13 protein-coding genes are annotated in these 14,725 nt (G+C 71.8%); 6 read left to right on the forward strand and 7 right to left on the reverse strand.

Translation table 11 applies throughout. The annotated features are described in order from the left end of the window. Positions 1-578 precede the first annotated feature (578 nt). Positions 579-2,600, forward strand: a complete 2,022-nt coding sequence (locus AB0D48_RS16520) for an NADPH-dependent 2,4-dienoyl-CoA reductase (RefSeq protein WP_362396357.1) — start codon at positions 579-581, stop codon at positions 2,598-2,600. 55 nt (positions 2,601-2,655) lie between these two features. Next, positions 2,656-3,069, forward strand: a complete 414-nt coding sequence (locus AB0D48_RS16525) for a PaaI family thioesterase (protein WP_362396360.1) — start codon at positions 2,656-2,658, stop codon at positions 3,067-3,069. Positions 3,070-3,244: 175 nt separating this feature from the next. Here the strand turns inward: AB0D48_RS16525 and AB0D48_RS16530 are convergent, their stop codons facing one another. Both AB0D48_RS16530 and AB0D48_RS16535 read right to left on the reverse strand, forming a co-directional pair. Further along, on the reverse strand, positions 3,245-4,681 hold the full coding sequence (locus tag AB0D48_RS16530; RefSeq protein WP_362396363.1) for an ATP-binding protein: 1,437 nt from the start codon (positions 4,679-4,681) through the stop codon (positions 3,245-3,247). Continuing rightward, positions 4,674-5,351 (reverse strand): response regulator transcription factor, encoded by a 678-nt coding sequence (locus AB0D48_RS16535; RefSeq protein WP_362396366.1) that lies wholly within the window; start codon positions 5,349-5,351, stop codon positions 4,674-4,676. Before AB0D48_RS16535 ends, AB0D48_RS16530 begins: the two co-directional genes overlap by 8 nt. A gap of 135 nt (positions 5,352-5,486) precedes the next feature. On the opposite strand from AB0D48_RS16535, the gene AB0D48_RS16540 reads away from it, so the two are divergent. Both AB0D48_RS16540 and AB0D48_RS16545 read left to right on the forward strand, forming a co-directional pair. Beyond that, entirely contained in the window at positions 5,487-6,098 is a 612-nt protein-coding gene (locus AB0D48_RS16540) for a hypothetical protein (protein ID WP_362396369.1), read from the forward strand. Positions 6,099-6,219: 121 nt separating this feature from the next. Beyond that, positions 6,220-7,536: an MFS transporter gene (locus AB0D48_RS16545; protein ID WP_362396372.1), complete on the forward strand. Its 1,317-nt coding sequence runs from the start codon at positions 6,220-6,222 to the stop codon at positions 7,534-7,536. A 202-nt stretch (positions 7,537-7,738) separates the two neighbouring features. Here AB0D48_RS16545 and AB0D48_RS16550 read toward each other — a convergent pair whose 3' ends face one another. Both AB0D48_RS16550 and AB0D48_RS16555 read right to left on the reverse strand, forming a co-directional pair. Continuing rightward, positions 7,739-8,446 (reverse strand): helix-turn-helix domain-containing protein, encoded by a 708-nt coding sequence (locus AB0D48_RS16550; protein WP_362396375.1) that lies wholly within the window; start codon positions 8,444-8,446, stop codon positions 7,739-7,741. A gap of 61 nt (positions 8,447-8,507) precedes the next feature. Beyond that, positions 8,508-9,206: an alpha/beta fold hydrolase gene (locus AB0D48_RS16555; RefSeq protein ID WP_362396378.1), complete on the reverse strand. Its 699-nt coding sequence runs from the start codon at positions 9,204-9,206 to the stop codon at positions 8,508-8,510. 186 nt (positions 9,207-9,392) lie between these two features. On the opposite strand from AB0D48_RS16555, the gene AB0D48_RS16560 reads away from it, so the two are divergent. Both AB0D48_RS16560 and AB0D48_RS16565 read left to right on the forward strand, forming a co-directional pair. Further along, positions 9,393-10,664, forward strand: a complete 1,272-nt coding sequence (locus AB0D48_RS16560; RefSeq protein ID WP_362396381.1) for an IS110 family transposase — start codon at positions 9,393-9,395, stop codon at positions 10,662-10,664. Positions 10,665-10,706: 42 nt separating this feature from the next. Continuing rightward, the gene (locus AB0D48_RS16565; protein WP_362396384.1) at positions 10,707-11,117 is read left to right on the forward strand and encodes a hypothetical protein; all 411 of its coding nucleotides are present in this window, start codon (positions 10,707-10,709) and stop codon (positions 11,115-11,117) included. A gap of 165 nt (positions 11,118-11,282) precedes the next feature. On the opposite strand, the gene AB0D48_RS16570 is transcribed toward AB0D48_RS16565, so the two are convergent. From AB0D48_RS16570 to AB0D48_RS16580, 3 genes are all read right to left on the reverse strand, one after another. Further along, positions 11,283-12,857, reverse strand: a complete 1,575-nt coding sequence (locus AB0D48_RS16570; RefSeq protein WP_362396387.1) for an alpha/beta hydrolase — start codon at positions 12,855-12,857, stop codon at positions 11,283-11,285. Between the two features lie 166 nt (positions 12,858-13,023). Next, complete coding sequence (locus tag AB0D48_RS16575) at positions 13,024-13,491, reverse strand: hypothetical protein (RefSeq protein WP_362396390.1); 468 nt, start codon at positions 13,489-13,491, stop codon at positions 13,024-13,026. Between the two features lie 132 nt (positions 13,492-13,623). Then, positions 13,624-14,667, reverse strand: a complete 1,044-nt coding sequence (locus tag AB0D48_RS16580; RefSeq protein WP_362396393.1) for an SCO0930 family lipoprotein — start codon at positions 14,665-14,667, stop codon at positions 13,624-13,626. Positions 14,668-14,725 lie beyond the last annotated feature (58 nt).

Here is a 14,725-nt window from a genome sequence, read left to right on the forward strand (position 1 = left end):
CGCCCGGCCCGCAGCGCGTCGCGCAGTGCGGCCAGGTGCGCGGTGTCCACGGGGATCCGCAGCCGTCCCGACAGGGCGATTGCTGCTCGGCCTGTGCGCGGCGACCCGGCTGCTCGCCATGGCAGCCGGGTTCGACCGGTACCTGGCCCTGGACACGCTCGGGACGAGCACGGTGCTGGGCACCGGGCCGGGCGCGGCCGGAGGCTGCCCGTCACCGCCCGGGCCGGCGGGTTCGGCGGGTCGCGGCTCCCGCCACCGATGGCCCCCGCGGCCCTCGTGGGTCGCAGGCCGGGAACCTGGTGGGCGCCGCCGCCACGACCGCGGACGCGAGGGGCGGCTCCGCGCTGGTGGCCGCGGACCTCTCTTCGCCGTCGCGGCGGGACTGGCCGTCGTCTTCGTGCGGCGCCTCTCGGCGATGCAGCCTGAGGCGTGAAGTCCGCCACAGGCGGGGAGGGGCCGGGCCCCTGGCGCCGGGGATTCCGGGCCGGACCGCTCGCACCCGGTTTTGCACCTAGTTGCAAAACCGGGCCGCCCTCGCTAGAACAGGGACATCACCCCCGCGCGAGGAGGCGCCCCCCATGTCCCAGAGCCGGTACCCGCACCTGCTGAGCCCCTTGGACCTCGGTTTCACCACCCTGCCGAACCGCGTGATCATGGGGTCGATGCACACCGGCCTCGAAGAGCACGAGGGCGGTTTCGAGCGCCTCGCCGCCTTCTACGCCGAGCGCGCCCGCGGCGGCGCCGGCCTGATCGTCACCGGCGGCATCGCCCCCAACGACGCAGGCCGCCCCTTCGAGGGCGGCTCCCGCCTCACCACGGAGGACGAGGCCGCCGAGCACCGGGTGATCACCGAGGCGGTGCACGCCGAGGGCGGGAAGATCGCGATGCAGATCCTCCACTTCGGCCGCTACGCCTACCACAAGGACCTGGTCGCCCCCAGCCCCCTCCAGGCCCCGATCAGCCCCTTCGTCCCCAACGAGCTCACCGACATCGAGGTCGAGCGGACGGTCGAGGACTTCGTCCGCGCCGCCCGCCTCGCCAAGCTCGCGGGGTACGACGGCGTCGAGATCATGGGCTCCGAGGGCTACCTGATCAACGAGTTCATCGCCGCAGCGACCAACAAGCGCACCGACCGCTGGGGCGGCGCGTACGAGAACCGCGTCCGCTTCCCGCTGGAGATCGTCCGCCGCACCCGTGAGGCCGTCGGTGAGGACTTCATCCTGATCTACCGCCTCTCCATGCTGGACCTGATCCCCGGCGGCTCCACCCTCGACGAGGTCGTCCACCTCGCCAAGGAGATCGAGGCGGCCGGCGCCACCATCATCAACACCGGCATCGGCTGGCACGAGGCCCGCATCCCCACCATCGCGACCTCCGTCCCGCGCGGCGCCTACACCTGGGTCACCAAGCGGCTGATGGGCGCGGTGGGCATCCCGCTCGTCACCAGCAACCGGATCAACACCCCCGAGATCGCCGAGGAACTGCTCGCCGACGGGCGCGCCGACCTGGTCTCCCTCGCCCGCCCCTTCCTCGCCGACGCCGACTTCGTCGCCAAGGCCGCGGCCGGCCGCTCCGAGACCATCAACACCTGCATCGGCTGCAACCAGGCCTGCCTCGACCACACCTTCAGCGGCAAGATCACCAGCTGCCTGGTCAACCCGCGTGCCTGCCACGAGACCGAGCTGGTCCTCGCCCCCACCCGGCTCAAGAAGCGCGTCGCCGTCGTCGGCGCCGGCCCGGCCGGACTGGCCTGCGCGGTCTCCGCCGCCGGACGCGGCCACGAGGTGACCCTCTTCGAGGCCTCCGGCCACATCGGCGGCCAGCTCGACATCGCCCGCCGCATCCCGGGCAAGGAGGAGTTCGAGGAGACCATCCGTTACTACGGCACCCAGCTCGCCGCCCACGCCATCGACGTCCGGCTGAACACCCGCGCCGACGTGGACACCCTCCGGGGTTACGACGAGGTCGTCGTCGCCACCGGCGTCACCCCCCGCACCCCCGACATCGAGGGCGTCGACGGGGAGAACGTCGTCACCTACCTGGACGTGCTGCGCGACGGCGCCCCGGTCGGCGAGCGCGTCGCCGTCGTCGGCGCCGGCGGCATCGGCTTCGACGTCGCCGAGTTCCTCACCGACAGTGGCGAGGGCGCCTCCCAGGACCCCGAGGTGTACTTCCGCCACTGGGGCGTCGACACCACGTACACCGGCCCCGGCGGGCTCGCCAAGCCCGAGCGCCCCGCCCCGCCGCGCCAGGTCCACCTGCTCCAGCGCAAGGAGACCAAGGTCGGCGCCGGCCTCGGCACCACCACCGGGTGGATCCACCGCGCGGAGCTCAAGCACCGCGGCGTGGTCTCGGTCGCGGGGGCGGCGTACGACCGGATCGACGACGAGGGCCTGCACATCACCGTCGGCGGCGAGCAGCGCCTCGTACCCGCCGACACGGTGGTCCTGTGCACCGGCCAGGAGCCGCGCCGCGACCTGTACGAGGCGCTGCGCGAGGCCGGCGTCGAAGCGCACCTGATCGGCGGCGCCGACGTGGCCGCCGAACTCGACGCCAAGCGGGCCATCCGCCAGGGCACGGAGCTGGCCGCGACCCTCTGAGACCCGCAGGCCGAAAGGGATTGTGGCGGCCCGGCCGGGCCGCCACAATCTCCCGGTGACGTTCTCACCCGCAGACGCAGACAAGGTCCTCGCCGACAACTTCGCCCCCTGGGTGCTCGCCCTCGGTCTCACCGTCCAGGAGACCGGCGACCGGCACGCCGTCCTGCGGCTGCCGTGGTCCGACACCCTGGCCCGGGACGGCGGCGGCCTCTCGGGCCAGGCCCTGATGGCGGCCGCCGACACCGCCACCGTCATCGCGATCTCCGCCGCGCGCGGAGCGTACGGGCCGATGACCACCGTTCAGCAGTCGACGAGCTTCCAGCGGCCGGTGGCCGGCGCCGACGTGCTGATCCACGTACGGGTCACCAAACTCGGCCGCCGGATGGCCTTCGCCGACATCACCATGACCCCCGAGGGCGCCGCCGAGCCGTCGGCCACGGCCTCCACCGTGTACGCCCTGCTCGGCTGAGCTCCTCGGCCACGGCCTCCACCGTGATGCCTTGCTCGGCTGAGCTCCTCGGCCACGGCCTCCACCGTGATGCCTTGCTCGGCTGAGCTCCTCGGCCACGGCCTCCACCGTGACGCCTTGCTCGGCTGAGCCTCGGCCATGGCCTCTACCGTGACGCCTTGCTCGGCTGAGCTCCTCAGTCACGGGCCGAGGCCGGCAGCCGGACCGCCAGCCGGGCCCCGCGCACGGACTCCTCTGCGGTGAGGGTGCCGCCGTGGTGGGCGGTCAGGTCCCGGGCGATGGCGAGACCGAGGCCCGCTCCGCCGTGGTCGCGGCTGCGGGCGTCGTCGAGCCGGGTGAAGCGCTCGAAGATCCGTTCCCGGTCGCCGGGCGGGATGCCCGGCCCGTCGTCGACGACCTCCAGCACGGCGGTCCGTCCGTGCGGTCCGCCGGTGGTGCGCAGCACGACGTCCACCCGCCCGACCGCGTACCGCTGGGCGTTGTCGAGCAGGTTGGTGACGACCCGGGTCAGCCACAGCTCGCTGCCCTCCACCTCGACGCCGGACGCCAGCTCGGTGCGTACGGGTACGCGGTCGCCCAGGCGTGAATCCACCGCGCCGCCGACCACGGCGCCCAGGTCCAGCCGGACCGCCGCGACGGGCTGAGCGGCGTCGATGCGGGCGAGCAGCAGGAGGTCGGAGGCGAGCTGCTGAAGCCGTTCGATGTCCTCCAGCGCTCCGCTGATCAGCTCCGGCCACAGCTCGGGGTCCCGGACGGCCAGGGCCACCTCCAGCTGGGTGCGCAGCACGGTGATGGGGCTGCGCAGTTCGTGGGAGGCGTCGGCGATGAACTCGCGCTGGCGGTTCCCGGCGGACTCCAGCCGGTCCAGGGTGGTGTTCATCGTCTGTGCCAGCCGGGCGACCTCGTCGCGGGTGGGCGGTACGGGGACCCGGCGGTGCAGGTCCCGGTCGGTGATCTCGGCGACCTCGGCCCGGATCGCCTCGACCGGACCGAGCGCCCGCCCGGTGACGCGCCAGGTGACGAGGGCGACGGTGGCGAGCAGCAGCGGGCCGCCGACCGCGAGGGCGGCGGTGGTGGTGTCGTCGGCGGCGTCCACATCGCGCAGCGAGGTCCCGACGAAGACGGTGACCATGCCCTGCGGGGTGTCGGTGGTGACCTGGACGACCCGCTGACGGTGCTCGCCGCCGAGCGTGCCGATCCGCCAGGTGTGGAAGGCCGTACCGGGCCGCATGGGTTTGACGGGCGCGATCGAAGGAGCCGCGGCCAGGTTCGGGGTCGCGCGCAGCACCCGGCCGCGGGCGTTCACCACCTGGACGAAGTCGACGCCGTGCAGCGGCGGCCGCATCCGTTCGAGGTCTCCGGTGGCCGCGAGCTGGGCGACCGTCTCGGCCTGCCGTTCGGCGTCGCGCTCGGCGTTGCGGAGCAGTTCGGCCTCCAGCAGCCCGAGCAGGGCGAAGGAGGCCAGGGCCAGGGCCGCGGCGACCACCACCACGGCGCCCACGGTGGCGCGGGCGCGGACGGTCGTGGGCCACAGCCGCCGCAGCGGCGGCCATCGGAGGACGTCTCGCAGGCGACGCCGACGGGCCGGGCCGGAGAGCGCTGTCTCAGCCACCGTCGGCCGCCAGGCGGTAGCCGGCACCGCGCACGGTCTCCAGGGCGGTGCGGCCGAACGGCGTGTCGATCTTGCGGCGTACGGCGCTGACGTGGACCTCGACCACGTTGGGATCCCCGGCGAAGGCGCTGTCCCACACCTGTTCCAGGATCTCCCGTTTGGGTATCACCTCGCCGGGGCGCCGGGCCAGGTACTCCAGGACAGCGAACTCCCGAGCGGTCAGCCGTATCTCGGTGTCGCCGCGGGCGCAGGAGTGCCGGGCGGGGTCCAGCGACAGGTCGCCGAACCGCATGGCCTGCGGGCCGCGCCGGCCCGTACGCCGCCCCAGCGCGCGCAGCCGGGCGACCAGCACGAGGTAGGAGAACGGCTTGGACAGGAAGTCGTCGGCACCGGTGTCCAGCGCCTCCGCCTCGTCGTACTCGCCGTCCTTGGCCGTGAGCATCAGGATCCCCGACTCGTTGCCGGCGGCGCGCAGCCGCGCGCACACCCGGTAGCCGTTCAGGCCGGGCAGCATGATGTCGAGCACGATCAGGTCGTAGTCGTGCTCGGTGGCCATCCACAGGCCCTGCGGCCCGTCGTGGGCCACGTCCACCGAGAACCCCTCCGACTGAAGTCCCCGCTGCAGGGCCACGGCCAGCCGTCGTTCGTCCTCCACCACCAGTACGCGCATGCCGACAGGGTCTCAGGCCCGGCCCGCGGCCGGCTGAAGAGGTCTTCAGCTGGCTTCAGGTGGGCTTCAGCATCCGCTCGGCATGCTCGGGAACGATCCGGGTGCGGTGCCCGGTTGTGTATGAGGAGTGCCGGTATGTCTGAGTCCGTCCCGCCGTCCGAGCAGCCCGAGACCGCCCGGGAATCCGGCGTTCGCAAGCGCGTGCCCCTGGGCCGTCTGGTGCCCCGGACCAAGGGCGCCCGCTGGGCGGCGCTGGGCGCGGCCGCGGTCATCGTCGGCGGGGGAGCCGTGGCCGTGGCCGTGGCCGAGCACCACGACGACCGGGCGAGGCCGTTCGGGGGCCCGCGCATGGCGTGGGCCGGGCCCGGTCACGAGGGTGTGGGCAAGCGCGGCCCCGGGGACGCCGCGGAGAAGCGGGAGCGCATGCGCTTCGACGTGAAGGGGCTGGGCCCGAAGGAGCTCGGCGCCCTCAAGGAGCGCGGCGGCAAGGGCGGCCACGGCGCCCCGGGAGACTCCGCGAAGGCGGCGGCGCCGCTGCCGTCGCTGGCCATCGGTCAGGCCGTCGAGAAGGCGGCCGGCGCGGTGGAAGGCGGCAAGGTCGAGAGCGTACGGGTGGTCGGCCAGGAGGGCGGCGGCAGCGCGTGGCGGGCCGTGGTCATCGGACCGGACGGGGTACGTCACGCGGTGACCGTGTCCGGCACCGACGGCACGGTCACCGGCAACACCACCCTCACCCACGGCCGGTAAGGGCGAGCCGGAGGAATAAATGCAGGGCGCACCGGGATCGCATCACGTAGCGTCCCGGTGTCGACGTCCTTTCCGTCGCACGCCACACACGCGCCGAGTGCGGAACGGGAGTTCGTCCGGTTTGACTGATCCGTGCCTTCCCCGTGAGCAGCGCCCGCTGGGGCGGAACAGGGACTTCAACATCTTCTGGCTCGGCCAGGCGCTGTCCGTCCTCGGCGGGTCCGTCTCGATGCTCGCGCTTCCCCTGCTGGTCCTCGAAGCCACCGGGTCCGTCGTGCAACTGGGCCTGATCACCGTCGTCTTCGGGGCCACCGCCATCGCCACGGGGCTGTTCGCCGGATACGTGGTGGACCGGGTGGACCGCCGCCTGCTGATGATCGTCTGTGATCTGACGCGGGCGGTGCTGCTCGGCGCCGTGCCGGTCGTCTGGTGGGCCGGCGGGCCGCGGATCTGGCTGCTGTACGTACTGACGGCGCTGGCGACCGTACTGAAGACGCTCTTCGACGTGGCCTACGTGACGGCCGTGCCGAACCTGGTACGGACGCAGGACCTCACCGCCGCCAACGCGCGGCTGATGGGCACCTTCGCCATCGGGACGCTCCTCGGGCCGGTCGCGGCCGGGTTCATCACGGCCGCGGTGGGCCCGGACTGGGCGCTGGGCGCGGACGGGGCGACCTTCCTCGTCTCCGCCGTCAGCCTGGGGTGGGTGAGGTTCCGGCGGGCCGCCGACGGCGGCGCGGACCCGGCGGGGCCGCGGGCGGGGATGCTGCGAGAAGTGTTCGTCGTGGGCTTCCGCTTCCTGTGGAGGCACGCGCTGCTGCGTCCGCTGACGGTGCTGCTCACCCTGTTGACCTTCGTCACCATGGGCGCTGTCGACCTGCTGATCTTCCACGTCCGGAGCGACCTGGACCGGGACGCCGCCACCGTCGGTTATGTGATCGCCGTCAGCGGGGCCGGCGTGGTCGCCGCGGCCCTCGGCGCCGGGAGGCTGCGCCGGATCCTCGGCTTCGGACCCTGCTGGCTGGTCTCCGTCACGTTGATCGGCGTCGCCGTGGCGGGGATCGGCGTCAGCCGCAGTGTGCCGGTGATCGCCGTGCTCGCCGCCGTGTTCATGTTCGGGATGACCCTGGGCGGGGTCTCCAGCATGACCCTGCGCCAGGAGGTGACCCCCGACCACTTGCTCGGCCGGGTCACCTCCGCCTTCTGGACGGTGCACAACGCCTCGGGCCCGGTGGGCGCGGCCGTGCTCACTGTGGTGGCCGACCGCCACGGGGTCCCGGCGGTCAGCCTGGCCGGCGGGGCGTTCTGCCTGCTGATCGTCGGCGCCGGGATGCTGACGCCACTGCGCGCCGCCCGCGGCGGTGCTGCCGGCGCCGTGCCCCCGGCCACCCGGAAGCAGGAAGTGACCTGCGACCCGGAGGGGCGTCCGGGATCGTGAAGGACGGGCGCCGGTCACCGCGGAGGGCGGCTACGACCTCGAAGCCCTCCCCGGCGACCGCACCCGGAGCCGTACCTTCAACACCCGCGAAGTCCAAGGCCCGGGCGAGTTGCTCGTCGGTTTCGCGGTGAGCGCGTCCCGCAAGGACGCCCCCGCCCCCCGGCCGCAGGATCAAGGCGGCCGCGGAGGCGTCCCTCAGGCGCTAAGCGGCTTTGGTGAAGTTGGCTGCTGATCCTTTGATTCGTGCCCGCTGACGTTCCAGGGCCTGATCGACTGCGGTGCCGACCGCTTCGGCGGTGGTGTGGACGCGCTCGGGGTAGTCCTCGTACTTCGCCGAGCGCCACACCCGCTCGATGTCGTTCAGTTCGGGGCTGCGAGGCGGGAGGTAGAAGATTTCGACGCCGTGTAAATCCTCCAGCTGGGCCCGGGCGGCCTGCTGGAGGACGGGGTCGGCCTTGTGCCGCAGCGTGTCCCGGGTCCGTTTCCACCGGAACCCGTCCCGGTGGAAACAACTCGGTGAGCCAGGCCGGCGAGACCCGCACCCCCCGTTCCGCGGCCAGCCAGTCACACAACGCGGCGGCAGGCAGGTACGGCCCTGCCGGGCGGACTCGTCCAGCAGGGCGGCCAGCGCCTCGCGGTCCTCACGGGTGACCGAGGCCGGGCGGCCCAGGCGCGGGGCGTCCGCCAACGCGTCGAACCCTCCCGCCGTGAAGCGGTGGACCGCACCACGCACGGTGACCTCGTTGCATTCGAGCAGGTCAGCCACCTCGGGCACGGTCAGGCCCCGTCCCATCAGCCGTATGCACTCCAGACGCAGTCTGGTACCGGGCACGAGATCACGTGCCCACAGGCGCTCGCGCACCTCGCGTTCCTGATCAGACGTCAACTCCACACGCAGGATCTTCGGCATGAGGCAGCCCCTCCCTGCCTCGTCTCAAACCCGAACAACAGCCCGCATCACCGAGACCGCTTTAGCGCGCGGCCGCGTCGAGGAGGATTCCCGCCAGTTCGCGGGGCCGGGAGAACATCGGCCAGTGGCCGGTGTCGATCCGGACCAGCCGCCAGTTCTCGCTGGTCAGCAGCTTGGCCACGTCCGCGCTCGGCTCGGGGCCGTCGAGCAGGCACTTGATGTACGTCGCCGGCAGCTCGTCGAGCGGGCGGGCCAGTACGGCAGGCTCGGTCAGGGTGGCTCCCGGGTGCGGTGTCGACCGGCCCACGATCCGCGCGACCTGCTCGGCGCCGAGGTCCTGGCCCGCGTAGTCGGGCGCGGGCCGCGGCGCCCAGAAGCCGTCGTTCGCGGCGATCGAGGCCTCCACCATCGCCCGGCCGGCAGGCCAGCCGTCGAGGAACGACTCCCCGTCGGCGGGGACGTTGGAGTCGGCGAAGACCACCCCGGCCAGCCGGTCCCCGATCCGCTCGGCGGCCTGGCCGACCGGTATGCCCGCGTAGCTGTGCCCGACCAGGACGACATCGCGCAGATCGAGACGCTCGATCTCCTCGACGATGTCCCGGACATGGGTCTGCTGCCCGGCCGGTACCCCCTGCCTCTCGGCGAGGCCGGACAGCGTCAGGGCGTGGGCCCCGTGCCCGGCCGCACGCAGCTCCGGCACCACCTCGTCCCACGCCCACGATCCGAGCCATACGCCTGCCACGAGTACGAAGTTCACCATGGCGGAACCGTAGCGGAGGGGTCTGACATTGATACTCGTAGCGGGTTCCGGTGGTCGTGGCTCAGGGTCTGACTGACCCCCTGCTGGGCTGTCTTCGGGCTGTACCGTCCGGCTGCCGGGGCCCGTTCTCATGGCTCCGGCCAGGTGGAGCATGACCTGATACGAGCCTGGCCACAGGCCCCCTCAATGTCCTGTCTGACCCACCCGGCCGGTGTCACCGCCAGCCAGGAAGGCAGCACACAGGATGACGCGACGACCACGCCCGCCACCGAGCTGGATGCGGTGTTCGGCGGAGTGGACTCCCACGCGGACACGATCCACGTCGCTGTCATCACCGACCGGGGCGGTCACGTCGCCGACGCCGAGTTCCCCACCGTGGCAGCCGGATACACCGCGGCGATCGCGTTCCTGAACGCGCACGGCACCGTGACCGCCGTCGGCGTCGAGGGCACCTCCTCCTACGGCCTGGGGTTCACCCGTTCCGCTCGCCGGGCGGGCATGACCGTGGTCGAGGTCAACCGGCCCGACAAGGCCGAGCGGCGCCGGATCGGCAAGTCGGATCCCATTGACGTTTATGCGGCTGCCCGCGCCGCTCTGTCCGGGCGGGCATCGGTCGTCCCCAAGGACGACACCGTCAGCGGCATACGTGCGTTACACAACGCCGCCCGGTCCGCCGTCAAGGCCCGCACCGCCACCCTGAACCAGATCGCGCACATCCTCATCACCGCCCCGGACGACATCCGCATCAAGTACACCGCCCTGCGAGGCAAGACGCAGGTCGACGCCCTCTCCCGGCTTCGCCCCACCGGCGACGGACCACGCGTCGCCCTCCTGACCGCGCTGAAGACCCTCGCCCGCCGGGTCCAGGCCCTCACCGCGGAACACGACACTCTGACCGCAGCCCTGGACGCCGCCGCCACCGAGCACAATCCCGGCCTCCGCGCCGCGTTCGGTGTCGGTCCGGACACCGCGGCCCAGCTCCTGGTGACCGCCGGCGGAAACCCCGACCGACTGCGCACTGAGGCATCCTTCGCAGCCCTCTGCGGCGGCGCACCCGTCCCAGCCTCCAGCGGCAGGACCAACCGTCATCGCCTCTCCCGGGGCGGCGACCGCGGAGCCAACGCCGCCCTCTACCGCGTCGCTCTCGTCCGCATGTCCAGCGACGCCCGCACCCGTGAATACGTCGCCCGGCAGACCGCCGCCGGACGCACGAAGAAGGAGATCATCCGCCTACTCAAGCGCGCGATCGCCCGGGAGATCTTCCGCTACCTCACCACACCGGTCAGCGTCCCGGACGTCTCCGACCTGCGGCCGGCACGCCAGGCCAAGAACATCACCCTGACCACCGTCGCCGAGCACTTCGGCGTCTGGCCGGCCGTCATCTCCTGCATCGAACGCGGCACACGCCGCGACGACGACCTCGCAGGCGCCTACCGAGACTGGCTCACCGCCGCATGACCTTGGCAACCAGACAACTCCTCGATCCCGAGACGTGACGTCATGGATGATGAGGCGATGTTCGTCCGCACAGAGAGCCTGCCCCAGGCCCGGCAGCAGCACATGACAGTTCGGGTTCACACCCCCATCGGATCCGCCGTCGTGCTCTGGCGCGGTGATCCGCAAGAAGCCGACGGCCAGCACCTCATCGAATGGACCGTCGACCCGGACATCCACTGGGGCCAGAACACCCGGCCGGCCTCTGCCACCGAGCCGGAACTCCGGCAGGAAGGCGACCGGGTGATCATGCGCGGCCGCCTTCATCTGACCGACGACGGAGCCGCTTATCTCCAGATGGGCTACTGGTCCGTGCTGTTCGACCTGGCGTCACCTATCCCCAGCAGCATGGACAAGTCCTGGGTGGAGATCAGCGTCGGATCGGAGAGCGTCGCTCTTCACCCCTACCAAACCTGACCGGACCACCATCAGGTTCTTGGCCCCCTTGACTGCCAATAGGAGCATCATCGCCCTGCGGCCAGGGCAATACAGCCAGGGCCTGAGCGGGCTCGGGGAAGTGAGTCACGTCCCCGAGCCGCCCGGCACGGGAACGCACCCTACTTCCCCGAGACCGCTTAGCGGTCAGAACCGGGCCGGGCCGGACGGGAACGGCAGCGGCTTCGACGGGGTCGGGGACACCCGCCGCCCGGCAGCGGCCGACGGGCTCTGGCAGGTCACGTCCTCGGCGGGCAGCCGGCCCGTCGCCAGGTACGTGTTGACCGGGGCGTTGACGCACGAGGCGGGGTCGACGAGGTACACGCCGTGGCCCTCACCGCCGGCCGCCAGCACCATCCGCGAGCCCTTCAGCGCCCGGTGCATGCCCTGGCCGCTGGTGAGCGGGGTCTGCGAGTCCCACTCGTTCTGCACCGTCAGCACGTTCGCCTTCTTGTTCATCGGCGTGGCCGCCTCGGCCGGCCTGTCCCAGAAGGCGCAGGGCTTGATGTTGGAGGCCATGTCCCCGTAGAGCGGGTACTTCGCCTTGTCCCTCGCCGCGTCGCGCTCGTACTGCTCGGTGTAGCGGGGCCAGCTGCCCGTGTCCCCGCAGGCCACGGCCCAGAAGACGGAGGTGCCGTTGTCCGACGCGGGTTCGCCCGCCCCGCCGCCCGAAAGCATCCGCATCAGCTCTGCCGGGGCCGGGCCCGCGGGCTGCGGCTTGCCCTCGGCAGCGGCCTTGAGGGCCACGACCAGGGGAGTGGCCTGCGCCGGGTAGAAGAACACCCCGCGCGCGGCACGGATGAGGTCGCCGGTGACCTTCAGCCCCTCGAAGTCGAAGGGCTCCCGGTCGGCGCGCTCGACCAGCGCCCAGAAGGTGTCGGACACCGCCTTCGGGGTCTCGCCGAGCCCGTACTGCGCCGAGCGCTCGGCCGCCCAGCCCGTCCACCGCGCGAAGGCGGGCTCGGCCTCGGTCGCCCACACCTGGATCATGCCGCGCCAGATCCGCTGCGGGTCCACGCCGCTGTCCAGCACGAAGCGGTCGGTCCGCTCCGGGAACATCTGCGAGTACACCGCGCCGAGGTAGGTCCCGTACGAGTAGCCCAGGTACGAGAGCTTGCGTTCGCCCAGCACCGCACGGATCACGTCCATGTCGCGCGCCGTGTTGCGGGTGGTGATGTACGGCAGCACGGAACCGGCTTTTTCGCGGCACTTGTCCGCGACCGTACGCGCCCACGTCACGTCGGAGGAGAAGGTCTCGGGCCGGTACGGCCGGTCGAAGTTCTGCTCGGTGTCGGTCAGTCCGCAGGTGATCGGGCTGCTGGCACCGACACCGCGCGGATCGAAGCCGATGAGGTCGAACTGGTCCCGTACCTCCTTGGGCATCAACTCGCCTGCCATCAGCGGCAGGTCGAGCCCGGAACCGCCCGGCCCGCCCGGGTTGAGGAGCATGACGCCGTGCCGCTTGGCGGGGTTCTCGGTCTTCACCCGGGATATCGCGAGGTCGATCGCGGGACCCTGGGGGCGCTTGTAGTCGAGCGGGACCTTCAGGGTGGCGCATTCGTACGAGGCCGGCTGACTGTCGGCGCACCGGTGCCAGGCGGGCTTCTGCTTCAGGTACTCCGCCTCCGGCGCGGCGGAGGCCTGGGTCGCGGTCAGCACGGGCACGGTGGAGGCGATGAGACCGGCGGTGGCGAGCAGCGGTGCGAGGCGTTTCAGGCGCACGGTGGCCGTCCTTGCTTTCGGTGAAGTCGCTTACCCCCTCACCCTGTTGCATGCCGAGACGAGGCGAATCATCCCGAAGGCCAGGCCTTGTGCGCCCCATGAATGAGCCGATATCCGGACAACTGGCTGACACGCCGCGTTCGTTGCCCGGTGAGAGCGCACCTGTTCAGTGGTGGCCGCTGTGCGCGGTGCCGATCTCGATGGTGCCCCCGATGTGGCCGCGCAGGGCGGCGAGCGCATCCTCCGACGGACCGGTGACCACCCATCGGCTCCCCACCAGATAGGTGCCGCCGTACATCCGCGACTCGGCCAGCCAGGAGCGCTGCCCCTCGTCGGCGGTGAAGGTGGCCATGCGGTAGGCGCCCTGCCCGGTCTCGCAGCCGCCCTGGCGCAACTCGTCCGCCTGGACTTCGACATGGGCCGTGCAGCCGACTGCCGCAGCGATCTCCTCGATCGACGCGGTCGGCGCTCCGGTCTCCTTCTCGGGGGTGATGTGGGTGACGTGGGCGCTGTGCGTACCCTGCGCCGCCGGGCTTCCGCCGCAGCCCCCGGTCAGCAGCACGGCGCACACCGCGGTGGCCGGCGCGAGGGCGCGGAGAACCCGGCGGTGCGGGCGGGGGGTCGGCAGCGGCATTGCTTCTTCCTCACTGGCTCATCGGCTGATCTGCTCGCGTGCTCATCGGCTCATCGGCTCATCGGCTGATCGGGGGGCGTGGTGCCCGGGCGGGGGAGGCGCCCGGGCACCACGGGTCGTCGCGGGCCGGTCCTAGCTCGCCGCCTTCGCCTTCTTTCCCTTGTCGGTCACGGCGAACCAGAGGCCCTGCTTGTTGTGCCCGAGGACATCGCCGGGCGCCTTGTCACCGGTGAACGAATAAACCGGCCAGCAGTCGATCGTCAATTGTTCCGAACCGTCGGGACGCTTCACCGAGCCGATCAGTTCGGCCGCAATTCCCGACACCTTCGTCTTGTCGACGGGCTTGGCGGGCTTCCAGGTGTCCAGGCAGGCATCGAGGCAACCGATTTTCATCGGCCAGGCACTGTCCTTGTCGAACCGGTAAAGCGTCCGGCCCTCCGCGTCCGCGATGATGTCGCCGAGCATGACGTTCTTCGTGATGGACAGCTCTTCGCCCTGCGCCGGCGCCTTCTTGGCGGCTGCTGCCGGCTTTCCGTCGGCTCCCAGCACGTGCCAGGTGCCGCCGACGCCCTCACCGAGCGCGTCGCCCGCCTTGGCGTCCTTCGCGTAGCGGTACACCGGCCAGCCCGCGAGGGTCAGCTGCCGGGTGCCGTCGGCGCGGGCGACCGAGCCGAGCAGGCCCGCTTCGATCCCCGCGCCCGCCGTCGCGTCGTCCGCCGCCACGGCCGGCCACGCCGCGGCGCAGTCCCCCTCGCAGTTGGACTTGGGGGGCTTCGCGGTGTCCTTGTCGAACCGGTAGAGCGTGAAGCCCCCGCTGTCGGTGACCGCGCCGCCCACGTTCGCTACCTCCGCCACCTTCAGCTCCCCGGCGGGGCTGTTCTTCCCGGCCCCGCCCGCAGGGTTGGCGCCGGAACCGCTCCCGTACCCCGCGTCCGTTCCGGAATCCGCATCCGATCCGTACGAGCCGTCGGCGCCGTAGGCGGACCCGATCTTCTTGCTGTCACTGACCGGTTGCACCGAATTCCCCTTTCCCGGGGAATTGTCGCCGAGGCCGCATCCAGCCGTAAGCAGCAGTACCGCGACCGCCGACCCGGCGAATATCTCACGACGCATTCTCTTCACGATCTCTCCTTCAGGTTCGGTCCCGCGTTTCCGTTCGTCCCTCCGGTAATTCATACGGGGCCCGGGGCGGTGAAAACGGATGAGCGTTGGAATTTGTCAGATCGCGCCAAGG

The sequence above is a fragment of the Streptomyces sp. NPDC048269 genome (assembly GCF_040652395.1).
Lineage (GTDB): Bacteria > Actinomycetota > Actinomycetes > Streptomycetales > Streptomycetaceae > Streptomyces.